This window comes from Corallococcus terminator (assembly GCF_049194865.1).
Classification (GTDB): Bacteria; Myxococcota; Myxococcia; order Myxococcales; family Myxococcaceae; genus Myxococcus; species Myxococcus terminator_A.
The window spans coordinates 56,724-82,549 of record NZ_JBLZWL010000075.1; the positions used below are offsets into that span (position 1 = coordinate 56,724).

18 protein-coding genes and 1 riboswitch are annotated in these 25,826 nt (G+C 68.2%); of the genes, 12 read left to right on the forward strand and 6 right to left on the reverse strand.

From position 1 onward, the window contains the following. Positions 1-74: 74 nt before the first annotated feature. The 5 genes from ACN469_RS24030 to ACN469_RS24050 form a co-directional block, all read right to left on the reverse strand. The gene (locus ACN469_RS24030) at positions 75-452 is read right to left on the reverse strand and encodes a metal-sulfur cluster assembly factor (RefSeq protein WP_498771111.1); all 378 of its coding nucleotides are present in this window, start codon (positions 450-452) and stop codon (positions 75-77) included. Continuing rightward, a complete protein-coding gene (locus tag ACN469_RS24035; RefSeq protein ID WP_498771113.1) occupies positions 449-1,564 on the reverse strand; it encodes an amidohydrolase family protein in 1,116 nt (371 codons plus the stop codon). The genes ACN469_RS24030 and ACN469_RS24035 overlap by 4 nt, the downstream gene beginning before the upstream one ends. Positions 1,565-1,601: 37 nt before the next feature. Continuing rightward, complete coding sequence (locus ACN469_RS24040; RefSeq protein WP_498771115.1) at positions 1,602-3,923, reverse strand: PAS domain S-box protein; 2,322 nt, start codon at positions 3,921-3,923, stop codon at positions 1,602-1,604. A gap of 435 nt (positions 3,924-4,358) precedes the next feature. Beyond that, complete coding sequence (locus ACN469_RS24045) at positions 4,359-5,594, reverse strand: type II toxin-antitoxin system HipA family toxin (RefSeq protein ID WP_498771117.1); 1,236 nt, start codon at positions 5,592-5,594, stop codon at positions 4,359-4,361. Between the two features lies 1 nt (position 5,595). Beyond that, positions 5,596-7,257 carry a DUF262 domain-containing protein gene (locus tag ACN469_RS24050; protein ID WP_498771119.1) on the reverse strand — a complete coding sequence of 554 codons (1,662 nt, stop codon included), beginning with the start codon at positions 7,255-7,257 and terminating at the stop codon, positions 5,596-5,598. Between the two features lie 463 nt (positions 7,258-7,720). Between ACN469_RS24050 and ACN469_RS24055 the strand changes: the two genes are divergently transcribed. From ACN469_RS24055 to ACN469_RS24065, 3 genes are all read left to right on the forward strand, one after another. Beyond that, the gene (locus ACN469_RS24055; protein WP_498771121.1) at positions 7,721-9,211 is read left to right on the forward strand and encodes a M20/M25/M40 family metallo-hydrolase; all 1,491 of its coding nucleotides are present in this window, start codon (positions 7,721-7,723) and stop codon (positions 9,209-9,211) included. 362 nt (positions 9,212-9,573) lie between these two features. Further along, a complete protein-coding gene (locus tag ACN469_RS24060) occupies positions 9,574-10,140 on the forward strand; it encodes a hypothetical protein (protein WP_498771123.1) in 567 nt (188 codons plus the stop codon). Between the two features lie 181 nt (positions 10,141-10,321). Next, positions 10,322-11,491: an adenylate/guanylate cyclase domain-containing protein gene (locus ACN469_RS24065; protein WP_498771125.1), complete on the forward strand. Its 1,170-nt coding sequence runs from the start codon at positions 10,322-10,324 to the stop codon at positions 11,489-11,491. Positions 11,492-11,498: 7 nt separating this feature from the next. On the opposite strand, the gene ACN469_RS24070 is transcribed toward ACN469_RS24065, so the two are convergent. Next, positions 11,499-13,244, reverse strand: coding sequence for an MDR family MFS transporter (locus ACN469_RS24070; protein ID WP_498771127.1), 1,746 nt, complete (start codon positions 13,242-13,244; stop codon positions 11,499-11,501). A gap of 196 nt (positions 13,245-13,440) precedes the next feature. Then, positions 13,441-13,655, forward strand: a riboswitch (cobalamin riboswitch). Between the two features lie 272 nt (positions 13,656-13,927). Here ACN469_RS24070 and ACN469_RS24075 point away from each other — a divergent pair. The 9 genes from ACN469_RS24075 (at position 13,928) to ACN469_RS24115 (ending at position 25,773) form a co-directional block, all read left to right on the forward strand. After that, complete coding sequence (locus ACN469_RS24075; protein ID WP_498771129.1) at positions 13,928-15,292, forward strand: aminotransferase family protein; 1,365 nt, start codon at positions 13,928-13,930, stop codon at positions 15,290-15,292. Beyond that, complete coding sequence (locus tag ACN469_RS24080) at positions 15,289-16,848, forward strand: aldehyde dehydrogenase family protein (protein ID WP_498771131.1); 1,560 nt, start codon at positions 15,289-15,291, stop codon at positions 16,846-16,848. Before ACN469_RS24075 ends, ACN469_RS24080 begins: the two co-directional genes overlap by 4 nt. Positions 16,849-16,869: 21 nt before the next feature. After that, positions 16,870-18,240, forward strand: coding sequence for an acetyl ornithine aminotransferase family protein (locus tag ACN469_RS24085; RefSeq protein WP_498771133.1), 1,371 nt, complete (start codon positions 16,870-16,872; stop codon positions 18,238-18,240). Positions 18,241-18,248: 8 nt separating this feature from the next. Beyond that, entirely contained in the window at positions 18,249-19,160 is a 912-nt protein-coding gene (locus ACN469_RS24090) for a CoA transferase subunit A (RefSeq protein ID WP_498771135.1), read from the forward strand. Then, positions 19,150-19,923, forward strand: a complete 774-nt coding sequence (locus ACN469_RS24095; protein ID WP_498771137.1) for a CoA-transferase subunit beta — start codon at positions 19,150-19,152, stop codon at positions 19,921-19,923. The genes ACN469_RS24090 and ACN469_RS24095 overlap by 11 nt, the downstream gene beginning before the upstream one ends. Positions 19,924-19,953: 30 nt before the next feature. Beyond that, entirely contained in the window at positions 19,954-21,150 is a 1,197-nt protein-coding gene (locus ACN469_RS24100) for a thiolase family protein (protein WP_498771139.1), read from the forward strand. Continuing rightward, complete coding sequence (locus ACN469_RS24105; protein WP_498771141.1) at positions 21,150-21,515, forward strand: hypothetical protein; 366 nt, start codon at positions 21,150-21,152, stop codon at positions 21,513-21,515. Before ACN469_RS24100 ends, ACN469_RS24105 begins: the two co-directional genes overlap by 1 nt. Positions 21,516-21,672: 157 nt before the next feature. Continuing rightward, positions 21,673-23,709 (forward strand): lysyl oxidase family protein, encoded by a 2,037-nt coding sequence (locus tag ACN469_RS24110; RefSeq protein WP_498771143.1) that lies wholly within the window; start codon positions 21,673-21,675, stop codon positions 23,707-23,709. Between the two features lie 105 nt (positions 23,710-23,814). Then, positions 23,815-25,773, forward strand: coding sequence for an FG-GAP-like repeat-containing protein (locus tag ACN469_RS24115; protein WP_498771145.1), 1,959 nt, complete (start codon positions 23,815-23,817; stop codon positions 25,771-25,773). The last annotated feature ends 53 nt before the right edge of the window (positions 25,774-25,826 follow it).

A 25,826-nucleotide genomic window follows, 5' to 3' on the forward strand; every position in this document is an offset into this window, starting at 1 on the left:
CGAAAACCTCTCGCCTCGAGTTCACCGTGGGCCGCGACGAGCGGGCCCTCGGGCCCGCCGCGCAGCCGTGTCGCTCAGCTCCCGCTCGTCGCCGGCGCTTCCGTGCGCGGCAAGAGACGCCCACCCAGCATGGTGATGCGTCGTGCCGCCAGACGCTCACGCGCCTCGGGCTGGATGTCCTGCGGCGTCCACTTCAGGTCGTGGTCGAACTCCACGTGCACGGACTCGACGCCCTCCTGGCCCGTGAGACGCTGCTCGATTTCACGCATGAAGTACGCCGCCATCATGCACATGGGAGAGGTGATGTGCAGCCGCACCGTCACCTTGCCATCCTGGTGCGCCACGCTCTGGATGAGCCCCATCTCTCCAATCCCCAGCGGCACACCCGTCGCCATGCTGCACGGGTCCGGAATCGACTGGATGCGCTCGCGCAGCGCCGCTTCCGTCGTCACGGCCGCGCCTCCGGCTGGTAGCTGTAGGGCTTGATGTCGCCCTTGGCGCGCTTGCGAGCGAACTCGTCGTTCTCGATGCGCTTCTTCACCGCTTCCACGTCCACCCCGGCGTAGCGCGCGTAGTTGTCGCAGAGAATCATCCGCTTCACCTCCGGCGTCACCTGCATGCCCGCCATCTGCACCAGCTCCTCGGGCAGCTGGAAGTCGTGCCAGAACTTGTGCAGCGCCGGCTGCGGGTGGCTGAACACCGTCCCGGAGCCCCACATGATTTTCGACGGGCCCGCCCACTTGAGCAGCGCCGCCAGCGACTCCGCGAACCAGCGCTCGCGCTTCACCAGCAACGCCCCCGTCACCTCCAGGTTGACGTACACGTTGGGGAACAGCGACAGCTGCATGCCCGTCTCGTCCAGGAACGCCATGCCGCCATGGACGATTTCAAAGTTCAGGTCCGGGAACGCATCCGCCGCGCCGCCGATGTCGTCGACCTTGTACGGCTCCAGCGGCACCGCCCCCATCGGCAGGCCCTTGTGCACCGCGATGTTCTTGATGCCCAGCTTGCGCGCCCGCTCGAACAACGGGAACGCGATGCTCGGGTCATCCATCCGCCAGCCGGTGTGCTTGAACGAGTCTCCCAGCCACGCCGCCGGGTAGAGCTTCAGACCCGTGGGCTTGAGCTCTTCCGCCTGCCGCTCCAGGTCCTCCAGCGCCGCCGTGCCCCGCAGCGGGTCCACGCCCGCATAGACGAGGAAGCGGTCCGGGAAGCGCCGCTTGATGTCCACCGTCTTCTCGTACGAGCACAGCCCGTCCGTGTAGAGAGTCTGCAGCGGCAGCACGTGGTGCACCGCGAGGTCGATGTCGCTCTCCACGAAGAGGATGTGGGCCAGCTCGTCCACGGACCAGTCCTTCATGAACTGGTCGGCTTGCGGGACGCGGTGCGAGTCGTTGGACAACCCGCTGTGCAGTCCGAAGATGAGCTGAGCCAGGGACTCGGCGTACTTCCCCGCGCGCCAGTTGGATGGGTGCAGGTTGTACGCGTGCGTAACCGCATCGATGACGAAGCCGCCGCCAATCACCAGGAACTCCCTTCGGGTGCGCGCCGGGGAATCCGGCACGGTGAAGTCTCACTCATTCGCGGCAAGCACGGCGACGTCAGGAGTCGACCGCCAGCACTTCTCCGACGATTTGTTGAATCATCTGCGCATCGAAGGGCTTCTCGATGCGCGGGTTCGGAATGCGCTCCAGGAACTGGCGCGCCCGGGTGGTGTACGAGCCACCGGTGATGAAGATGAAGCGCAGGCTCAGCCCGGGCTCTCGCTCCCGCACCCGCTCGTACACGTCCATGCCGGTGATGCCCGGCATCATCAAGTCACAGAAGATGGCGTCGAACGGGCCACCGGAGGACAGCTTCGTCAGCGCCTCCTCGCCACTGCCCACCACCGTCACCTGGTGCCGCTTGCCGATGATGCGCGCCAGCGAACGGCCGACCGCGGGCTCGTCGTCAATCACCAGCAGCCGACCGCTGCGCTCCGACGACGGTGCGGGCTCCGAGGGCACCTCTCGCGGCGTCGCGTCCGCGGGCGCGGGGGGCAACTGCACCGTGAAGGTGGTCCCCCGTCCCGGCTCGCTGCGCACGGTGATTTCGCCTCCCAGCCCCCGGATGATGCCGTGGCAGATGGACAGCCCCAGCCCCGTGCCCGAGCCCACCGCCTTCGTCGTGAAGAACGGGTCGAAGATGCGCGCGAGCACCCCAGGCGGCATGCCGGAGCCGGTGTCGCTCACGTCCACCGCCACACCGCCATTCACGCCGGGACGCACCCAGATGGTCACCTGCTGGTTCGCCGGGTCTCCCTCTGGAATGGCCTGCGCCGCGTTCACGACCAGGTTGAGGAAGACCTGCCCCAGTCGGGACGCATCCGCGTGCACAGGCGGCACGTCCTCGTAGCGCTTGACGACCTGGGCCCGGGGACGCAGCTCGCTGGAGGCCAGCTTGAGGGAGAACTCCAGCGACTCGCGCACGTCGAGCAGCTCCCGCCGCTCCTCGTCCTGGCGGGAGATGTACTTCAAGTCCCGGACGATGTTGCGCACGCGGGTGGCGCCCTCGAGCGCCTCCTTGAGCAGCTCCCCGGTGTCCTTGATGGACACGGACCAGTTCGGCGCGAGCGCCCCATCGGGGAGCATCCGCCCCAGCTCCCCGCCCAGCCGCTGCATGGACTCCATGGCCGATTCCAGATTCGCCATGACGTAGGTGAGCGGGTTGTTGATTTCGTGCCCCACGCCCGCCGCGAGCGTGCCGGCGAGCACCATGCGGTCCGACTGGAGGAGCTGGGCCTGCATGCGCTTGCGCTCGGTGACGTCGCGCGCCATGACGACCACCGCGCCCACGCCGTCGAAGTCCACGGGCAGGCCTGCGCTCTCCGCGTCGAACCAGGTGCCGTCGCGGCGCATGTACCGAATCTCGCGCAGCGGGGCCAGCTCGCCCCGAGCCACCACGGAGTGCACGCGCTGGCGCACCACGTCCAGGTCGTCCGGGTGGACGATGGTCCAGATGGGACGGCCCAACAGCTCACTGGCGTGCTCGTAGTTCAGCGCGCGCAGCAGCGTCGGGTTGACGTAGATGAAGCGCTGGTCCCGGTGGACGAAGATGGCCTCGGGCGCCGTCTCGATGAGCTTGCGGAAGCTCTGCTCGGAGCGGTGCAGCGCCTCCTCCGTGCGCTTGCGCTCGGTGACGTCCTCGAAGGCGAACAGCCGGTAGCGCGACTCGTCACCGCTGGCGCCCATGGGCGTGGAGAGCCGGCGCAGCGTCCGCCCGTTGGCGAGCACCGCCTCGTCCCCGTGCAGCGGCGGTGGCGCGTCTGTCTCCGTGGCGGCGGGGTTCAGGCGCAGGAAGGAGGCCGCCTCGCCCGCGCGCAGGCAGTGGCCCAGCACGTCCTCGTGCGAGACCTGGCCCTTGCGCATGGCGGCTTCGAGCGACTCGATGCCCCACAGCTGGCAGAAGCGGCGGTTGGCGTAGAGGACGGTGCCGGAGCGGACCTCCACCACGTACAGGCCCAGGGGCAGGCTGTCGCTCATCGCCCACGGCGGCACCGGACCATTCGAATCGGCGATGGGGCTCCGGTTCTTGTCGAGCGCGGGAGGCGATTCGAGTCTTCGCACCGTGCAGTACAGCGGCCCACCCGCCGCGGAGCACGCCGCGCTCCACACGAGCCAGGCCCACGTCCCGTCACGACACCGCCACCGACAGGTGAAGCGCATGGTGCCCGTCGTGCGCGCCAGTGACTCCAACCGCGAATCCACCGCCGCCACGTCTTCCGGGTGGACGAAGCCCCGATAGCCTTCGAGCCGCAGCTCCGTGGGAGACCAACCCACCGTCACGTTCCAGGCCGGATTGGCTTCCAGAATCCTGCCCTGCGGGCCCAGCACCACGAACAGCTCGGTGGAGAGCTCGAAGAAGCGATGAGCCCACTGCTCCATCAACATTGCGTTCCTTCAACGCCCAGGGGCGCGAGACGCCACGGCCCTGGGGGGAGGGGACGTACGTCGCTTGGTGCATGACGGGGACAAACGAGTCTTCGAGGACATAGACACCATTTCAGGAAAAAATGCATGTCCGTAATTCATTGGAACGGGCGAGCGGGTGCGTGCCCGGGTGCAGGGCAACCACAGAGGCGAGCGGGGACGGACCGCGCCAATTCCTGTCGCATTCCGAGAAGTCTTGGCGAGGTGGGTAGGAATCCACCGCGATGGGGGCTCACGGGCGTCGGCCCGCACTCCATGTCTGTCTTGCAGGCGGCGGCGCGAATCCCCTGCGTAGGGAACGTCGAGGCTTGGGCAGACGCTGGAGGGTTTCGAGTGCGCCTGCTCCCGTGTTCGGCGGGCTCTCGCGAGGACGAGGTCAGTCGTTGTGGGTCACGGCCCACCCTGGAGCAGGGGAACTCGCTGCCAGTGCTCCTCGATGCGGCGCTTGCTCTCGCTCGACATGGGGAGTTGTGGGTGGAGGGATGACCAGGTGTCGCGTGTGGCGCTGGCGGCGTCCTTCACGACGCGAAGGACTTCGTCGGGGGGCAGCTCCAGCTTCCGGGCGAGCCGCTCGAAGCTGGCGAGGGTGACCTCGTCGAAGCGCTTGGAGCGCGCGAGGTTGAGCGCCAGGAAGTCGTTGGGGATGTACTGAATCGTGGAGACGAGGTCGTAGGCGGGGGAGAGCGTGGCTTGGACGCCGTCCGGGTAGAGCAGGGACCAGTTCTTGTGGTGGGCATCGCCGTTGCCGATGGCGATGATGAAGACGAGTCGGCGCAGGAACTCGTGAAGTGAGTCCAGGCCCGCCACCTTGAGGACGATGTTGGCGACGGTCTCGTAGTTGAACTTCTTGTACTTCTCCTCCGAGTAGAGGCCGAGCACCTGGGCCATGTCTTCCATGTGGATGCGGTGGCCGGGCTCGGGGCGGTCGAAGCGGCGGATGGCGTAGGCCAGGTCCTCGCGGAGGGGGAGGCCTTCGGGGAGTCCCTCGACGTCGCTGACCTTCACGAGCTTTATCTCCGGCACGGTGATGCCGGCGGCTTGGGCCCAGGTCATCATGGAGAACTCGTTCTCCGGAACGCGGTCGTAGCGGTTGTCCGGGAGCTTGAGAATCCAGTCGCCCCCTTGTCCGTTCGTGGGGAGCGTCATCCCCCGGTCCTTGCGCAGCATGGAGAACTTGAGCTGCACGCCCGCGAGCGAGAAGCGCAGGGGCTCCTGCTCGTTCGCGGTGTCCGTGGGAGGTGGCTCCTCGACGGGTGGAGGTGAGTCCCAGCGAAGGGCGGTCGCGGGCCGGACGATGAGCGCGCCGGGGAGGTCTTCTCCGAGCCGGGCGATGAGGAAGAACTCGCGTTGTCTGGCGATCTGCTCCCGCTCGGCGATGAGCTCGCGAAGGGGACCTTCGGGGAGGAGGTTGGAGAAGAAATGGGGCAGCCGCATCCGGCTGGTGTACCGACGGGAGAGGTCGTCCTCGAAGGACTGCCCCAGCACGGGACGTGGCGTGCGCTGGCGGTACTCCTCCGAGAGGACGAACTCGATGCGCTCGTCGGCGAGCAGCGTCAAGGTTCCGACGTGGATGTCGCCCAGATGGACATCGAGGATGCCGGAGGTGAGGGGGGCGGTGGGCTCCATGTCAGTCCTCCTCGTCGGAGATGACGAGTGACTGGATGGAGGGTCGGTCGGATTCATCCCAGCGTGTCTTGGCTCGGAGGAAAGAGTCGAGCTGAGTCAAGAATGCTTCTGCCCGAAGTATGAAGAACTTGTCTTCATCGCCTCGTTGAATTGCGAAGCGGGCCTCGGGAGTAATGAGGTGGCTCGACAGAATCCGCGAGTCTAGTGGTTGCTCTGAGCGAAGAATCTCCAGGATGGATGGGGCTTGAAGTTTTGGATGAATGATTCGGTTGAGGGGGCTTCTTCTTTGGCCTGAGTTGTCGATGGGGAAAATCGAGCGGAGCACGTGCCACCCTTGTTCGTTGATGAGAGTGGTCACGTCCAGAGGCGAGCCATCAAGGAGGTTTCTTGGGTGGGCATCGAGCAGTGTCAGGAATACCCAGAGACGAGTCTCAAACCAGAAGTAGATGGCCCTGTTTGTGCTGGTGGGGATTGTGTCGAGCGCCTGGGTGATGAGTGATGGAATGGATGCGTTTGGTTTTCCCGCGGAGGCGAGGAGCCGCTGGATGGACCCTTCCTCATCAAGGCCGATGGCGTTTAGATCGGTGATGGGTGAAGCGGTTGCTATGCCGAGCTGTCCATTGAATAGAACTCGCCAAGCCCAGCGAGCAAGCAGTTCTCGGGAACGCGCTGTGGGATTGGGGTGGAGATGAAAGAACCTTGCCAAGGCGAGCAGTGGGTGGTGCTCGTACGGTAGGATGTTGATGTGGGGGATGCCTATGTCGCGCTTGGTGAAAATGATGGCGTCACGTAGCGCCTTGTCGGTCTCAAGCATGTTTGCCGTGAGGTCGTCGTCTTCACGCAGTTGCGTCTGGAAGTCCTGGGTGAAGTCGAGTCCCTGTACCGCGAGGACGGCCTGAACCAGAAAGCCTTGTTCGAGCCTGCCGAAGTCCAAGTCTTGCAGGGTACGAGACATTGACTGCAGGTCGAGCGGTCGCGACCCCGACGTGCTGCCATACAGGGCGTTGAAGACCTCCTCCTGGGTCAAAGGCTTTCCCGAGGTGTTCAATCGCTTGAAGATGATGCGGAGGGTCTGCTCCTCGTCCGCGTCGACGATGTATGCGGGGAGCTGGAACTCTCGAATCGCCTTGCCGAACCGGATGGCGGCCTTCGTGTGCTCCGGGTGTTGGGTTCGTCCTGGGTAACCGTCCAACCATTCCAGCAGGTGCTCGCTGTCCAGCGTGACGTTCAACGGAAGCCAATGCGCTTGAATCGACTGCTCGTCCGTAGGACGGATGAGCTCCGCCGTCTCCAGGTCGAAGAAGATGGAGAAGTCGTCGAGCCCTCGCATGTCCACGGTTCCCTTGCGGAGCAAAACGCTTGTCAGGGACGAGATGCGCTGTTGCCCATCCACGACCCACAGGGCCTGGGCGGATGAAGGCGCGTCGATGTGTGCTGGGCCGTAGTGAAGGCTTGCCGCCGACGCCTCGCGCTTCCAGAACAACAGGGTACCGATGGGATAGCCCCGGTACACGCTGTCGAACAGGGCGCGGATGTCCTCCGAGGTCCACTTCAGGGGGCGCTGGAAGGAGGGGATGCGCACCTCGCCGCGCTGGACCTTGTCCATCAGGTCCTCGATGCTGAAAGCCGTCGCTTGGGGGCGCCGCGTCAGGGTGGGTGGCATGGATCTCCCAAGGACGGCCTCTAACACGCCAGAGGACAGCGCTTCTGTCTGCTCAATGCCTGTGTCAGTCATTCAGGGTTGGATACACTTCCCTACCCAAAATGCCGTTCAGGTTGTAAAATTGAACCCGTTTCCAGGAAATAGTGTCCGCTTGTACGCTGAGTGAGGTACCGGGCTTGACGGCCTTGAGAATGATCTTCAACATGCCGGCACGTTTCCTCCCAAAGAGTGAGACGCAGCGGCGGTAATCGCCTCCCCCAAAAGCGATATCGCCGTATGAAGTCCCAGTTGAGCCCCGCGCGCCGCGTTCCCCCTCTCGGCGCGCGGTGGCCCCTGGGATTCCCGCCGCACCCCTGCAGACTCCACCAGGCAAGCATCCTGCGCTCGCACCATGCGTGGAGTTCATCTCGCTTGCGAGCCTCATAGGCCGGGCGGAGAGTGGGCGCCTCTTTCGGAGGTCTTCTTGCCCGTCTCCACGTTCATCCTGTCTTCATCCCTCGCGCTCCAGCTCGTCTCGGGGGCCGCGCCGGCCGTCACGAAGTCCGCGCCCGCGAAGTCCGCGCCCACGGCGAAGGCTTACACGCCGCCCCTGGCTGTCGCGGAGAAGCTGGTGGGGCCCGCGCTGACGGAGGGTCATTCCTACGCGCGGCTCGCGGAGCTGACGGATGGGATTGGACCGCGCCTGTCGGGCTCGGAGGGCGCCGCCGCCGCGGTGCAGTGGGCGCTGCGGAGCTTCAAGGCGGACGGCGTGAAGGCTTGGACGGAGCCCGTCAAGGTGCCGCGCTGGGTGCGGGGCGAGGAGCGCGGCGAGGTGCTCGCGTCCGAGCGCACGCGCGGCCATCCGCTGTTCCTGCTCGCGCTGGGCGGCAGTCCTCCCACGGCCCCGGAGGGGCTCACGGCGGAGGTGGTGGAGGTGACGTCGCTGGAGGGGCTCGCCGCGCTGGGCGACTCGGTGAAGGGGAAGATTGTCTTCTTCAACCACACGATGACGGTGGCCGCGGACTACGGACGCTTCGCGGGGCTGCGTGGCCGGGGTCCCGCGCTGGCGGCCAAGGCGGGCGCGGTGGGCGCGCTGGTGCGTTCGCTGGCGACGGCGTCCCTGCGCACGCCGCACACCGGCTCCACGCGCTTCGAGGACGAGGGCCCGCGCATCCCCGCTGCGTCCGTCGCGACGGAGGACGCGGAGCTGCTGCACCGTCAGCTCGCGCTAGGGGTGGTGCGGGTGAAGCTGGTGCTGGGGTGCTCGGAGCTGCCGGACGCGGACTCGCACAACGTCGTCGCGGAGATTCGCGGGCGGGAGAAGCCGCAGGAAATCGTGCTCATCAGCGCGCACCTGGACTCGTGGGACGTGGGCACGGGAGCGCATGACGACGGCGCGGGCGTGGTGATGGTGATGGAGGCCGCGCGGCTTATCGCGAAGCTGCCGCAGGCGCCTCGGCGCACGGTGCGCGTGGTGCTCTACATGAACGAGGAGAACGGGCTGCGCGGCGGTCGCGCGTACGCGGAGACGCATGCGGCGGAGCTGTCGCGGCACGTGGCGGCCATGGAGATGGACTCCGGTGGTGGGCGTCCGGTGTCCGTGAGCTTGCGCGCGGGCGCGGGGGGGCAGGAGCTGCTCAAGCCCTGGCTGACGCCGCTGGTGGCGCTGGGCGCGGCCAACTTCTCCGCGCGTGAGGCGGGTGGCGCGGACATCAGCCCGCTGGTTCCGGCGCGCGTCCCGTTCTTCGGCGTGGAGGTGGACTCCAGCCGCTACTTCGACGTGCACCACACGCATGCGGACACGCTGGACAAGGTGGATCCTCAGGACCTGGCGCGCAGCACCGCCGCCACCGCGTGGGTGACGTACGCCATGGCGGAGTCCCCGGAGACGCTCGTCCGCCCGGAGGCTCCCACCTCGCCGCAGCCTGGCTCGGCGCCCGTGGCGTCTCCGCCGAAGGCCAACGCGGGGCACTGAGCAGGAGCCCGCGGTTGATTGAGGGGCGGAAGCACTCAATTTTGTCGATATCGGGCAGTTTGCTTTCAATCCGCTGCCGGATTGCTGTCAGAGCCGCTGATATCGACAAGATTGAATGAAGCCCGAGTGCCTGCATCTCGGGGAAGAGTTCTGGGAGACGCCACCCGCGTTTCCACGAGGCGCGGCGTTGATGCTCCAGGAGGCGCTGGTCGTTCCCCGAACGGGGCCGGGTGGCGAGTCGACATGGACGGCTCGAAGTTCATGGCGGTCATTTTCCACGGGGTATCGAGATTGCTTTCGCAGTCGGGTAACAACAATGGTCTAGATTCCGACCCCTGCTGCTTCACTCCGGGGAGGGGCTTGTGTCCGAGGCGTTCTACGTTCGTGTGGGGAAGGTCGAGGAGCGGAAGGTCACGTTCCACTGTCTGACGGGCTTCGCGGGCGGCCTGGCGGACTACGCCGACACCCGGTCCTTCGCGTTGATGCTGCTGCTCGACGCGAAGGACCGCGCTGGCGACACCCGCTATCTGGTGCGAGGCGCGCCGCCTTCCGTGGCCGACGAGCACCTCGCGTTGGCCGACAAGGCCGCCAAGGCACCCTCGTCGCTCCACAAGGACGCTGGCAACCCGAACGTCTTCGAGGCGAAGTGGCATGCCCGGCACACGCCCCGCTTCGTGGAGCGCTCCTACGTCCTGGCGCGGCACAACGACTTCGACGAGGCGACGCTCCGGGAGGCCTTCGAGGAAATCTCCCCCCTCCAGGACCAGGGGCGGTGGCTGTTCCTGGAGGCAGCCTGGGCGCGCATGCACCGCTTCGCCCTCGCCGTCGAGGTGACGGACGCGAAGTACCTGGAGCACCTCGCGGAAGGGCAGCTCTTCGCGACGACCGCCTTCGACGTGTGGCTCGAGTCGCGTCCTCTCGCTCTTTGAGACAGGGATGGGCGGGGCCGGGCACCTGCCCGCCCGCTCCCCCTCGCCTCGTTGACGCCTCCGGCGACTCCATGGTTGCTTGGCGCTCCTCCGGCACGGCCCGCCGGGGAAGTGGTGAGTGCCTGTGACTGTGACTGCTGGTGACTCGCGGCCTCGCCGCGATACCGCTGCCTCGGAATTGATGACCTGGCTCGCTTCGGAAGCGAAGCTGCTGGCCACGCCCGCCCCACTGCTCGAAGGGCTGTGCGAACGCCTGTCCGCGATGGGCGTGCCCCTGGCCCGCGTGTCCATCGTCCACTTCACGCTGCACCCGCTCCTCCACGGGAGGAGCTTCCGCTGGCGCCCCGGACAGCGCGGAACCACGGAGGTCCACCCCCACGGCCTCCAGCACCTGCCCCCCTTCTCGCGCAGCCCCTTCAAGGCCCTGCAAGAAGGCCTGTCCATCATCGACCGCCGGCTGGAGTCGCCGCTCGCCGACGACGACTACCCCATGTTCGCCGAGCTGCGCGCGGAGGGCCTCACCGAGTACCTCGCCCTGCCCGTGTGCTTCAGCGACGGCCAGCGCCACGCCATCTCCTGGGCCACCTCCGCCCCCGGCGGCTTCACCGACGCGCACCGCGCCATGCTCCAGGAGCTGCACCCGCTGCTCGAGCTGGTGCTGGAGGTCATGGTGCGCAGGGACACGACGGGCGTGCTGCTCGACACGTACCTGGGCCGCGACACCGGCCGGCGCATCCTCCAGGGACAGATTCGCCGAGGCGACGGCGAGACGACCTCCGCTGTCATCTGCCTGAGTGACTTGCGCAGCTTCACCGCGCTGTCGGACGCGCTGCCTCGCGACGCGCTGCTGGAGCTGCTCAACGCCTACTTCGAGACCATGGTCAGCGCCTTCCACGCGAACGGCGCGGAGGTGCTCAAGTTCATGGGCGACGCGGTGCTGGCCATCTATCGCATCGACGCGAGCGCTTCCGTGGAGTCCCGGTGCCAGGCCGCCGCGCGCACCATCCACGAGGCCGTGGCCGCCTGCGCACGCGACAACACCCGCCGTCGCCGCGAGGGCCTGACACCCTACGAGTTCGGCGCATCGCTCCACGTGGGCGACGTGATGTACGGCAACATCGGCGCCTCGGACCGGCTCGACTTCACCGTCATCGGCCCGGCGGTGAACCTGGCCAGCCGCATCGCCGGCCTGTGCGCGGGACTCAACGTGCCCGTGCTGCTCTCCGAAGCCTTCGTCTCCCACTACCGTGGCGGCGTGAAGGACCTGGGCCACCACCCCGTCAAGGGCGTGCCTCAGCCCGTGCACATCTACACGCTCGAAGCCCAGTCCACCGCGCGCACCTTCGCGTGAGCCGGAGTCACTCCGCGGGCGCCGGCTTCCGTCCGCGCTGCAGCGGCTGCTCCGGCAGGCGCAGCGTCACCAGGAACGCGAGCAGCGCGACCAGGATGGCGCAGCGGTACACCGCCGACACCGCGCGCGTGAAGGACTCCTTCAGCGCACGGCTCGTCCGGTCCACGGCCTCCAGCGCGCTCCGCTCCTGTGCATCCACGCTCGCCACCGCGTCTTCCGAGGCCTTGACGCGCTGACGCTCGGCAGCCAGCTCCGCGCTCACGCGCTGCTTCACCTCCTCCGCCTGGAAGACGGTGCGCGTCGAGCCTCCTTCTCCTCCCGCTCCGGGCGTGGCGGACGACAGCTCGGCACGCAGGTGCGGGGGAAGTCCCTCGGTGGCCTGGGCCACGCGCGTCCCCATCTCATGGGACAGCGTCGTCGCGAACACCGCGCCCATCAGCGCCACCCCGAGCGTCATCCCGAGCTGCCGGAAGAACGTCGCCGCTGACGTGGCCACGCCAATCTGCCGCGGTGACACCGCGTTCTGGATGGCCAGCGTGTAGAGCGGAATGGACGGCCCCAGGCCCACGCCGACGAGGACCATCTTCACGGTGACCTCCGCCTGTGTGGAGTCCGGCGTCAGCGTGAAGCCCATCACCGTGAAGCCCACCATCAGCAGCACGAGCGAGCCGAGCATCAGCACCTTGTAGTGGCCGAGCCGAGAGACGAGCTGTCCGCTGAGCACGTTTCCCGCCACCACGCCCAGCGTCAGCGGCGTCAGCGTCAGCCCCGAGTGCGTCGCCGACAGCCCCACCACGTTCACCATGAACAGCGGCAGGAACACGACGCCCGACAGGAACACCGCGCCGATGATGAACACCGCCGCGTTGCCCAGGGCGAAGGTCTTCTGGCGGAACAGCTTCAAGTCCAACAGGGGCTCATGCGCGCGGCGCTCCTCGCGGATGAAGAGCGCCGTGCCCACCGCCGCCAACGCGAACATCCCCAGCACCTGCCACGAACTCCACGCAAAGCCGCCTCCGTGCGCCACCTGCTCCGCGCCGCGTCCCAGGCTGAGCGCCAGCAGCAGCGGAACCACCGCCAGCGCCAGCAGCACCGCGCCCACCACGTCGAGCTTCCCTCGCGACACGCCCTCTGGCCTCAGCCGGGGCATGCGCAGCAGCACGAGGGCGAGCGCCACCGCTCCCACGGGCAGGTTGATGAAGAACACCCAGTGCCAGCCGAGCCTGTCCGTGATGAAGCCACCGGCGAGCGGCCCAATCACGCTCGACAGGCCGAACACCGCGCCGAACAGGCCCTGGTACTTGCCTCGCTCGCGCGGTGGGAAGAGGTCGGCGACGACCGACAGTGCGCCGGTGAACAGCGCCGCGCTGCCCAGTCCCTGCACCGCGCGGAACAGGATGAGCGACACCGTGGAGCGCGACACGCCGCACAGGAAGCTGCCGAGCAGGAAGACGACGATGCCCGCGGCCAGCACCGCGCGGCGACCGAGCAGGTCCGACAGCTTCCCCCACACGGGCACCATCATCGTCGACGCGACGAGGTACGACGTGGTGAGCCACGGGTAGAGCGCTGGGGAGATTCCCAGGTCCGCCTGGATGGACGGGCCAGCGGTGGCGACAATCGTCTGGTCCAGCGCCGCGAGCAGCAGCCCGAGCAGCGCGCCCAGCATCGTGAAGACCTTCTGTGCGCGGGTGAACGCGGGGAACGCGGCGGGCGCTGCCTCGAATGACGTGGGCGCGGCGGACGGAGCCATGTTCGCGAGCAGGACCTTCGACGCGGAAGCCTTTGCGCGAAGGTGAGCCCTGTCCGGTGGATGCGCCACCGCCCTCGCACGACAGGTTGCTCGGCGAACATCTGGCGCATGCGCCGCTCGTGTCAGGCACGCCGCGCACGTGTGTCGCGCGGGCACGCGTCAGGCACTTCGCTTGACAGTCCGAAGAGGCCGACAGTACAAACCGCCCCGTGTTGGTGCCTGGATTTCGGTCCAGGCTTAAAAGGGAACCCGGTGTGATTCCGGGGCTGCCCCGCAGCGGTAAGTGAGAACGAACCTCGTCATTGGCACTGGTTCCCCTCGGGGAGCTGGGAAGCGACGAGCAGTAGGAAGCCGGCCCACAAGGCCGAAGCGCTCACGAGCCCGAAGACCTGCCCGCATCCGCTCGTGGGAGAAATCCACGGACGGTTTCGACCTGGAGCCGCGTGGGACGGCCGGAAGGTCCGAGCAGCGCTGAGCACTCTCAGCCGGTCTTCGCGCGCGCCTCGGCTTTTCCGAACCTTCACCCCTCGTGTCTCCAGTCGCCCGTGGGGGCGAAGGTCGGTCCGTGGGCTCCTTCCGGGGCCTGATGCGCGCGCTGTGTCGCGGGCATCGTGACAGTCCTTCATCCACGCGGGAGCCCTGTCGGGCGACCTCGGTCGTCCGTGCTGCGTGGAGGCGGGACGATGCGGGACGAAGCGGGACATGCGGTGCGCTACCCCGATGGGAATGTGCTGCTGCGCAACCTGACGCGCACCTTCCCCGTGGTGACGCACGGCCAGGGCGTCCACCTCTTCGACGCGAGTGGCAAGCGCTACCTGGACGCCTCCGCCGGAGCGCTCGTCGCCAGCGTGGGCCACGGCAACCGCGAGGTGGCGGACCGCATCCACGAGCAGCTCCTGCGCGTCGCCTACGTCAACGGCACCCACTTCACCACCGAGGTGACGGAGCAGCTCGCCTCGCGTCTGTGTGCGCTCGCGCCGAAGGGACTGGAGCGCGCGGCGTTCCTGGGCTCTGGCTCCGAGGCGGTGGAGGCGGCGGTGAAGTTCGTCCGCCAGCTCTGGGTGGAGCGGGGCCAGTCGCAGCGCACCAAGGTCATCGCGCGCATGCCCGGCTACCACGGCAACACGCTGTACGCGCTCTCGCTGTCGGGCCGGCCCCACTACAAGACGTTCTTCGGGCCGATGCTGGCCGAAGTCGTCACCACGCCTGCGCCGTATCCGTATCGCTCCGGTCTGGAGGACTACGCGCGCGACGGCGCGGAGCACTACGCGCGGCTCCTCGAAGAGACGATTCGGCGCGAGGGCCCGGACACCATCGCCGCCTTCATCGCGGAGCCCGTCATCGGCTCGTCCGCGGGTGCCTCGCTGCCGCCTCCCGGCTACTTCGAGCGGGTGAGCGCGCTGTGCCGCGAGTACGGCATCCTCACCATCGCCGACGAGGTGATGTGCGGCTGCGGTCGCACTGGCCGCTTCTTCGCCAGTGAGCTGTTCGACTTCACGCCCGACGTGCTGGTGCTCGGCAAGGGCATCAGCGGGGGCTACGCGCCGCTGAGCGCGCTGCTCGTGCGGCAGGCGCACCTGGAGGAGATGCGCCAGGGCTCCGGTGGCTACATGCACGCACAGACATATCTCCAGGCGCCCGCGATGACAGCGGCGGGGCTCGCGGTGCTCGACTACTTCGAGCGGCACTCCCTGGTGGCGCATGCAGCGCGCGTGGGTGCGCACCTCCAGCGTCGCTTGCGTGAGGTGCTGTCGCCGCTGCCGCACGTGGGCTCCATCCAGGGCGTGGGTCTGATGGCTGGCGTCGAGCTGGTGGAGGACACGGCGAGCCGTCGTCCCTTCCCGCGCTCGCGCAAGGTCATCGAGGGCCTGCTCGCGGAGCTGTTCGAGGTGGGCCTGGTCCTCTGGTCCAACACGGGCCACGCGGACGGGACGAACGGTGACCTGCTGATGCTCGGCCCGCCGCTCGTCATCACCGAGTCGGAGGTCGACGAGCTGGTCGACACGCTCGCACGCGGCATCCACCACTTCTTCCGGAGGGAGTCATGAGTTTCCGCATCACCTACTCGGTGCTGGATGCCGACCTGTCCACGCTGCACGCGCAGTTCGACGAGGCGCTCACCGCCGTGCGCGCGAAGCTCGGCGGCGAGCTGCCGTCATGGATTGCCGGTGAGGCGTTCCGGAGCGGGGACCTGCTGGCGAGCCGCAATCCGGCGCGGCCGGACGAGGTACTGGCCTCCTTCCACCGCACGCCCGTCAAGGAACTGGACCGCGTGGTGCGCGTGGCTCGCGAGGCGCAACGCGCCTGGGGCGCCACCGCGTGGGAGGAGCGCGTGCGCATCCTGCGTCGCGCCGCCGACCTCATCTCCGAGCGCCGGCTGGAGCTCTCCGCCCGGATGACGCTGGAGGTGGGCAAGAGCCGGCTGGAGTCGCTCGGCGACGTGGAGGAGTCCGCGGACCTGCTGCGCTACTACGCCGGACAGCTCGAGCAGGCCGAGGGCTTCGTGCGGCCCATGGCGCGCCTGTCCCCGAACGAGGACACGCGCAGCGTGCTGCGGCCCTATGGCGTGTTCGCCATCATCTCGCCCTTCAACTTCCCGCTCGCGCTCGCGGCGGGCATGAGCGCGGGCGCGCTGCTCGGCGGAAATGCCGTCATCCTCAAGCCCAGCGAGGAGACACCGTGGTGCGCGGAGGGCCTGTACCACGCGCTCGCCGACGCGGGCCTCCCTCCCGGCGTCTTCCAGGTGTTGCACGGCGAAGGCGAGGCGTTGGGCGCCGCGCTCGTACGTCACCCCGGCGTGGATGGCGTCTCCTTCACCGGCAGCAAGGCGGTGGGCATGGACATCCACCGGCAGCTCTCCACGGGCCGCGTGCGGCCGTGCTTCCTGGAACTCGGCGGGAAGAACCCGGCCATCGTCTGCCGTGACGCGGACCTGGAGGCCGCCATCGAGGGCTGCTTCCGCTCCGCCTTCGGCCTGTCCGGCCAGAAGTGCAGCGCGCTGTCTCGCATCTACGTGCACGAGTCCCTGCTGAACGACTTCACCGATGGCCTCGCGGCGAAGGCCCAGAGCGCGATGGTGGGGGACCCGTCCCTCGCGTCCGTCTTCACCGGCCCCGTCATCAACGCCGCGTCCGTGCAGCGCTTCGAGCGCGCGGTGGACGAGGCGCGTCGCGATGGCGCGGTCATCGCGGGCGGTGAGCGCCTGCGCCTGGGCGGCGCGTTGGACTCGGGCCACTTCGTCGCGCCCACCGTGGTGACGCTGTCCCACGGACACCGGCTGATGCGCGACGAGCTGTTCCTGCCCTTCGTCGGCGTGACGAGCTTCCGCACGCTCGAAGAGGCGCTGCGGCTGGCCAACGACTGCGACTACGGCCTCACCGCGGGCATCTTCAGCCGAAACGCCGAGGAGGTGGAGCGCTTCATGGCCCACGCCGAAGCGGGTGTTCTCTACGCCAACCGCCGCACGGGCGCGACGACGGGCGCCTGGCCCGGCGTGCAGTCCTTCTGCGGCTGGAAGGGCAGCGGCGCGTCCGGCAAGGGCGGCTGCGGCCCCTACTACGTCTCCCAATTCATGCGCGAGCAGGCGCAGACGCGGATGGGCTGACGCCCTCGCGAGGAAACCTCCATGACCACGCTCTATCCCGAAGTGAAGGTTGCTCCCCCGGGGCCGAATGCCCGGGCCATCATCGCGCAGGACCAGCGCCACAGCTCGCCCTCGTACATCAAGGAATACCCCCTCGTCGTCGAGCGCGGCGAGGGCCCGTGGGTCCACGACGTCGACGGCAACCGCTTCCTCGACTTCATGGCCGGCATCGCCGTGGCCTCCACCGGCCACTCGCATCCCCACGTCGTGAAGGCCATCCACGACGCGGCCGACCGCTTCCTGCACATCTGCGGCACCGACTTCTATTACGACGGGTTCTCCAAGCTCTGCGCGCGGCTCGCCAGCTACCTGCCGGACATGGGCCCGAAGAAGGTGTTCCTCACCAACTCCGGCACGGAAGCAGTCGAGGGCGCGCTCAAGCTCGCGCGGCACCACACCCGCCGTCAGTACGTCGTGGCCTTCAAGGGCGGCTTCCACGGCCGCACCCTGGGCGCGATTTCGCTCAACTCCTCCAAGGTCGCCCAGCGCGCCTTCTTCGGGCCCCTGCTGCCGGGCGTCATCCACGTCCCCTACGCGAACCCGTACCGCTGTCCCAACGGGTGCCAGCCGTACACCTGCGGCGACGCGTGCAACCCGGCCCTGGCGCTGGAGAAGGAGTGGTTCGTCAACCACGTGGACCCGCGTGAGGTCGCCGCCATCTTCGTGGAGCCCATCCTGGGCGAGGGCGGCTACGTGGTGCCTCCAGTGAGCTTCCTCCAGGAGCTGCGCCGCATCTGCGACACGCACGGAATCCTCCTCGTGTTCGACGAGGTCCAGTCGGGCATCGGCCGCACGGGGAAGATGTTCGCGGCGGAGCACTTCGGCGTGATGCCGGACATCGTCCTGTCCGCGAAGGGCATCGCCTCCGGCATGCCGCTGGGCGCCATCATCGCTCGCGAGTCGGTGATGACGTGGCCGCGCGGCTCCCACGGCAGCACGTACGGCGGCAACCCCGTGTGCTGCGCCGCGGCGCTCGCCACGCTGGACGTGGTGGAGGGGCTGCTGGAGCAGGTGACTGTCACCGGCGCGGTGCTCCAGCACGGCCTTCGCGAGCTCCAGTCGCGCTACCCCATCATCGGTGACATCCGAGGCGTGGGCCTCATGGTCGGCGCGGAGTTCGTGGACCCGGTGACTCGCGAGCCGGCGAGCGCCTACGTGGCCGCGCTGGAGCAGCTCGCCTTCCGAAAGGGCCTGCTGCTGCTGTCGTGTGGCAAGTCCACCATCCGCTTCGCGCCGCCGCTCATCGTCGGGACGCACGAGGTGGCCGTCATGCTGCGCGTGCTGGAGGAGTGCCTGCGTGAGCTTCCGCTCGACATGGCAGCCTCCGCGCCCGTGGTCGGCGTGAAGCTCTGAGGCCCGCCATGGACAAGCTCTGCTCGATGAAGGAGGCCATCGCGGCCTCCGTGAAGCACGGGAGCTCCATCGTCATCGATGGCTTCACCCACCTCATCTGCTTCGCCGCCGGTCACGAAATCATCCGTCAGGGCATCAGAGACCTGACGGCCATCCGCCTCACCCCGGACCTCGTCTATGACCAGCTCATCGAGGCGGGCGCCGTCCGCAAGCTCGTCTTCAGCTGGGCGGGCAACCCCGGCGTGGGCAGCCTGCACGCGCTCCGTCGACGCAGCGAGGCGTCCTCCACCGAGCCCCGGCTGGAGCTGGAGGAGTACTCACACTTCGGGCTCCTGTCCCGCCTGCTCGCGGGCAGCGCGGGGCTGCCCTTCTGGCCCTTGAGCAACTACCAGGGCGGCGACATCGCCAAGGTGAACCCCGCCATCAAGACGGTGCGCTGTCCTTACACGGACCGCGAGCTGGCCACCGTGCCGGCGCTCCATCCAGACGTGGCCATCATCCACTGCCAGCGCGCGGACCGAGAGGGCAACGCGCAGGTGTGGGGACTGCTCGGCTCGCAGAAGGAGGTGGCCTTCGCCGCGCGCAAGGTCGTCGTCGTGGCCGAGCAGATTGTCCCCACCGAGGTCATCCGCAAGGACCCCAACCGCACGTTGGTGCCCGGCATCATCGTCAGCCACGTCGTGCACGAGCCGTGGGGCTGTCACCCCAGCTTCGTGCAGGGCTTCCATGACCGGGACAATGACTTCTACGTGAAGTGGGAGGACATCTCCCGCCAGCCGGAGACCTATCGCGCGTGGCTGGAGGAGTTCGTCTACGGCGTGAAGGACCGACAGGGCTACCTCGCGCGACTGGAGACGGGGCTGCTCGACAAGCTGCGGGCGAAGGCTCGCGTCTGCGAGGGGGTGGACTATGGCTACTGAGAATCAGCCGGGGCCCACCGCCTCCGAGCGGATGGCGTACCGCGCCGCGCGCGAGCTGCACGATGGGGACGTCGTCTTCGTGGGCATCGGCCTGCCGAACCTCGCGTGCAACCTGGCGCGGGCCACGCATGCGCCGGGCCTGTTCATGATCTACGAGTCCGGCGCCGTGGGAGCGATTCCCGAGCGGCTCCCCGTCTCCATCGGCGACCCGTCGCTGGTGACGGACTCGCTGGCCGTCGTCGGTCAGGCGGACATCTTCCAGTGCATGCTCCAGCGCGGGCTCATCGAGGTGGGCTTCCTCGGCGGCGCGCAGGTGGACCGCTGGGGGAACATCAACACCACCGTCATCGGTGACTACGCGAACCCGAAGGTGCGCCTGCCCGGCAGCGGCGGGGCGTGCGAAATCGCCGTGCACGCGCGGCGGCTGCTCATCGTCATGCGCATGAGCAAACGGACCTTCGTGGACTCGTGCGACTTCATCACCAGCCCGGGCCACCGGATGCACGGGAAGACTCGCGCGGAGCTGGGCATGCCCGGCGGCGGACCCACGCGCATCATCACGGATTTGGGCGTGCTCGACTTCGACGCGACGGGCGAAGCGGTGCTCGCCGAGGTGTACCCCGGCGTCACGCCCGAGCAGGTGCGCGCCGCCTGCGGCTGGCCGCTGCGCCTGGCGGACTCGGTGCGCACCGCGACGGAGCCGGACCCGTCCGTGCTGACCCTGCTGCGCGAGAAGTTGGACCCGCAGCGCCTCTATCTCTAACGAACCGCACCATCTTCCCGGAGGCTCTTCATGGCCGAGGCTTTCATCGTCGACGCGGTCCGCACTCCCATCGGCAGGTTCCGGGGCGCTCTCAAGAGCGTCAGGCCGGATGACCTGGCCGCGCACGTCCTCTCCGCGCTACTCGCACGCAACGCCCTGGACGGCGCGCGGGTGGACGAGGTGTTCCTCGGCTGCGCCAATCAGGCGGGCGAGGACAACCGCAACGTGGCGCGCATGGCGCTGCTGCTCGCGGGCCTGCCGGATACCGTGCCCGGTGTCACCGTCAACCGACTGTGCGCCAGCGGCCTGGAGGCCGTCATCCAGGGCTGCCGCATGATTCGAGTGGGCGAGGCGGACATCGTCCTCGCGGGCGGCGTGGAGTCGATGACGCGCGCGCCGTGGAGCATGGCCAAGCCGGACGAGGGTTTCCCCTTCGGCAAGCGCGAGGTCTGGGACACGGCCCTGGGCTGGCGCTATCCCAACAAGCGCCTGGCGGCCCTCTTCCCGCTGGACGACATGGGCGAGACGGCGGAGCGCGTGGCCGAGCGATGGGGTCTCTCCCAGGAGGCGCAGGATGCGTATGCGCTCGGCTCGCATCAGAAGGCGCTGGCGGCCCAGGCGGCGGGCCGCTTCGCCAACGAGCTGGTCGCCGTGGAGGTGCCGCAGTCGAAGGGCTCCGCCACGCGCGTGGAGGTGGACGAGGGGCCTCGCGCGGACACCACGCTGGAGAAGCTGGCCCGGCTCAAGCCCGCGTTCGTCGCGGAGGGCACCGTGACGGCGGGCAACTCGTCCACGCTGAATGACGGCGCGTCCGCGGTGCTGCTCATGAGCGAGGCGGCGCTGAAGGCCACCGGCGCCACGCCGCTGGCGCGCTACGTGAGCAGCGCGAGCGTGGGCGTGGACCCCCGGTACATGGGCATTGGCCCCGTGACGGCGACGCAGAAGGCGCTGGCTCGTGCCGGTTGGAATCTGGACTCGGTGGACCTGGTGGAATTGAACGAGGCGTTCGCCTCGCAGGTGCTGGCGTGCGCCAGGGAGCTGAAGCTCTCCCCCGAGCGCCTCAACGTCAACGGCGGTGGACTCGCGCTGGGCCATCCGCTGGGCTCCAGCGGCGCCCGCATCCTCACCACGCTGGTGCATGAGCTGAAGCGCCGGGACGCGCACCGGGGCCTGGCGACCCTGTGCGTGGGCGTGGGTCAGGGCCTGGCGATGACGGTGGAGCGCTGATGCGACTCGACGAAGCAGAGAGGTCTTCTCCGGCCGTGACGTTGCGCATCTTTCCGGCGACCGGAGTCATGCAATGGCACTACCGCTTCGACTGTCCCGAGGGACATGGTGAGTCGGGCGCCCTCGACTCGCTCGACGCCCTGGCGGAGGTGCTGCGCCGCTGGGGACGGCACCTGGTGGACCTGCCCTGGACGGTGCTGCCTACCTTTGGCGGCACGACACCCGCCCGCACCGAAGGAGTGTGGAGCTGGGATGCCACACGGCTGCTCGTGGGCTCCGAGGCCGGGGCGCTCGTCCTGTGCCCTCGTGAGTCCTTCATGACGCGCCAGGCCCCACTCACTCCATCGATGGGTGAGCCCTCTTGACTGGGTGAGAAGACAGACACTCTGGACGACGCGGGGTAGATGCTTGTCACGTGACTAGCATTTGTCCGCGTGGGCGAACCTCGGGAATAGCCTCCGGTCCCCTTGAATCCCGGGCCGGGGGTTCGTGCGCTTCGGCGCATGATGAGGAGTCGCCACGATGCGTCTGTCCGCTGTCCTGTCACTGTCCACGCTGATGGTCGTCTTGTGTGGCTGCCCTGATGACCCGGACCCCGTACCCGACTCGGGGACTCCCGACTCCGGTGTGCCTGACTCCGGTGTGCCTGACTCCGGTGTGCCTGATGCCGGTGCTCCCGATGCGGGCGAGCCGGACGCGGGGACTCCCGATGCGGGCAATGAACTCTCCGAGGTGCCCCTGTGGCGGGTGGACCATGACGCCACCTTCGCTGCGGGGTGCTTCGGCCGCACCGTCGCGCTCGGAGACCTGGATGGCGACGGCCAGAAGGACCTCGTCGTCGGTGCCCCGCCCTGCATGGGCCAGACGCGTGAGTCCGGTCGCGTCTACCTCTTCCCCGGACAAGCCCCGTACTTCGCGAAGCAGGGGCCCTCGTGGCCCATGGACTGGCGCAACCCCAACTCGCGCACCAACGGCAACCTCATGACGGTCACCGTGGGCAACATCGACGGGGATGCCTACGCGGACCTGCTCATCACCGGTCTGTACGGCGCGCTCGTCTTCAAGGGGCGTCCCGTCCTGTCGGAGCTGCTCTCCGAGGTCGCCTTCCAGGTGCCGGGCGGTGGCGTGTACGGCAACGCGCACCTGACGGATGTCACCGGCGACGGCCTGGATGACCTGGTCAGCTCGAAGGCGGGCGTCGTGTCCGTGTACCGAGCGCAAGCAGGACAGGTGCCCTTCGCCCTGGTGCCCCGGACGGCCGCTCTCTTCGGGACGTCGGTGCGCCGTGTGGGAGACACCAACGGCGACGGCGTGCAGGACGTGGTGGTCTACAGCGGCGAGACGTTCCACCTCTATCTGGGCTGCAAGCAGGACAGCGCGCTCACGTGTGATGGCGCGCTGACGGCCCAGCCCGTGTGGTCCCTGCAGGCCTGGGCCATGGGCCTGTTCCCTGACCTCAACGGAGACGGACAGCCCGAGCGCTTCACGGGGCTCGGCGGTGGCACGTGGCAGCTCTACCTGTCGGACGCGCAGTCCACGGGGGGCTATGGGCCCACGTCCACGTGGCAGTTGGTGGAGGACCCGCTGTTCTCGCTGCTCGGCTCACCGCTGCCGGTGGGGGACCTGGACGGCGATGGACAGGCGCACGACTTCATCGCGAGCTCGATGGGCCGGCTGTACTTCTTCTCTCCCGGCGCGGCCATCTCCTCGGACTTGAAGCCCTCCTTCGCGTGGCCTCGCGCGGACGTGCTGCCCGCCAACTACGAGGGCTTCATGAGCCACTCGGTGCTGGCGCCCGGAGACCTGGACGGCAATGGCTTCCGTGACCTCGTGGTGGGCATCGCTCCGCCGCTCGGTCTGGTGGATGGGCCCGCGGGCCGCGTCGTCATCCTCGGAGGCGGGCACGTCCCCGCGCCGCCCGCGCCGCGCCCGCACCTGCCGGAGTCGAAGAGCTGCGGACTGGTGATGGACCCGGTGAATGGCAAGCCGGACCTCACCGTGGATGGAGACGTGCTCGCGCGCTCGCTGTACGTGGAGCGCAAGACCTTCAAGGCGGACGCCTGCGAGGTGTTGGAGGGCTGCGTGCCGGCCGCGGGGCAGCGCCGCCTGCTGCGCTTCAGCACCTCCATCGTGAACCTGGGCAACGCGGTGGCGGATGTGCCCACGTCCGAGGAGCGGCCCGACCTCTATGTCTTCGACGCGTGCCACGGCCACGAGCACCTGACGGACTTCGCCGGCTACGCGCTGCGCGACGCCGAGGGCAAGGACGTCGTCACCGGCCGAAAGCAGGGCTTCTACCTGGTGGACTACCACCGGCAATGCTCGGACGCCGCGCCGATTACCTTCGGTGAGCGCATGAGCATCTCCGCCGGCTGGTCGGATATCTACGTCGCGGACATCCCCTGCCAGTGGATTGACATCACCGACCTCACCGACGGCACGTACACGCTGCGCGTCGGCGTGGACGAGAAGGACATCATTCAAGAGGCGAACGCGATTCCCAACGAAGTGAAGCTGGATGTCCGCATCGACGGAGACACCGTGACGGTGGTGCGCTGACCCCGTCCGCCGGGACGTAGCCAGGGTCGGGCGCGTGGAGTCCTCGCGCGCCCGGCCCGTGACACGAGGTGTTTTCCCCGCGGTACCCCACAAGAGGAGTCGCTCATGCGTGTGGCCTCGAAGTCACTGGTCGTCGTGTGCCTGCTGTCCGCGCTGGTTGGCTGCAAGGACGAGGAGCCGGAGCCGCCTCCCGCGCCGAAGCCCACGCTCTCCGAGACGCCGCTGTGGCAGGTGAAGGCGGACCCGAGCTTCACCAACGAGTGCTTCGGCGGCTCCGTGGCGCTGGCGGACTTCAATGGGGATGGCCGCGAGGATTTGGTGGTGGGCTCGCAGGCCTGTCAGTTGTGGCTCACCAGCACTCGCAGCCCGGGACGCGTGTCCATCTTCGTGGGACAGGAGAAGTTCTACTCCTCCCAGGCCGTGTCCGCGCCGCTGACGTGGCAGAACACGCACCCGAGTACCTCCGGGCAGGCGCTCCAGGTGGCGGCGGGCGACGTGAACGGAGACGCCTACGCGGACCTGCTCGTGTATGGCCGCTACGGCTCCTCCGTCTTCCTGGGCCAGGCGGACCTGGCGGCGATGCTGGCCACGCCGACCTTCAGGGTGCCAGGAAACGGCACGTTCTCGAGCTCCTTGTTCGTGGACTTGAATGGAGATGGCCGGGATGACCTCATCGCCACCCGCACCACCGAGCAGTACTTCTACCTGTCCACGCCTGGCGCCAGGGAAGAAGGCCTCTTCACCCTTGCGCGCACTCGCACGGGATACCTCTCCGCTTCGGCCGCCGGCGACCTGAATGGGGATGGCGCGGAGGACGTGTCGCTCATCCTGGACGATGGCCGGCTGGGCTACTTCCTCGGCTGCAAGCCTGGCAGTTCCTTCGCATGCAACGGCCCCATTTCCACGGAGCCGTGGCGAATCGAGACCCTCGCCGGGTCGGTCGACTTCCTGCCGGACATGAATGGAGACGGACATCCAGAGTCCTTCGTGTGGGCGGATTCGGGCCCGTTCCATTTCCATTTCTCCCAGGCTGACGGCACGTTCTCCTCCACGCCGGCCTGGTCCACGCTGGGGGACCCCGCCTTCCCCTTCTTCGGCGTGTTCTCCGGCGCGAGTGTCGTCGGCGACATGGACGGTGACGGCCAGCGCAACGACTTCGTGGTGGGCTCCGCGGGGCGGCTCTATTTCTTCTCACCGGAGGACGGCATCTCCCAGGCGCTGCAGCCCGTCTGGTCCTGGCCCCGAGGCGACGCCGTTCCCAACGGCTATCGGACGTACCGGCGCTATTCCGTGGTGGCGCCAGGAGACCTGGATGGCGACGGTCTCGATGACCTGGTGGTGGCCTCCACCGAGTTCGGCGATGTCCTCGACAAGCCCATGGGCGACGTGTCCGTCTACGGAGGAGGCCAGGTGCCAATGACGCCCGCCGCACCCCCCTACCTGCTCGCGCCGAAGTCCTGTGATTTGGGCGTGGACGAGGTGAACGGCAAGCCGGACCTCACGGTGGACCAGGACGTGCTCGAGCGCACGGTGCACGTGGTGTGGAAGCACTTCGCCGACGACGCGTGCGAGGTGCAGGAGCAGTGTGTGCTCGCCCCCGGTCGTCGCAAGCTCCTGCGCTTCAGCACCTCCATCCAGAACCTGGGCAACAAGGCGGCGGTCCTCCCGCCCATCGAGGAGAACCCGGACCTGTATGTCTATGACGCGTGCCACGGGCACGACCACCTCACCCACTTCGCCGCCTACGAGCTGCGGGACTCCCAGGGCAACGCGGTGATGACGGGGCGCAAGCAGGGCTTCTACCTGGTGGACATCCAGAGCTACTGCGCGGACTCGCCGAACTGGACCAACCACGAGCCCATGGGCATCTCCCCGGGCTGGTCGGACATCTACACGCTCGACACCCCGTGCCAGTGGGTGGACATCACCGACGTGGCGGACGGCACCTACACGTTCCAGGTCAGCGTGGACACTCGCGACATCGTCGAGGAGGGCACGGTCCACCCCAACACCGTGGCCTTCCCGGTGCGCTTGGAGGGAGACACCGTCACGGTGCTTCCGTAGCCTCGCGAGGCCATGAGCCAGGGGCAGGCGGGGAGCCGATCGGCTGTCCTACC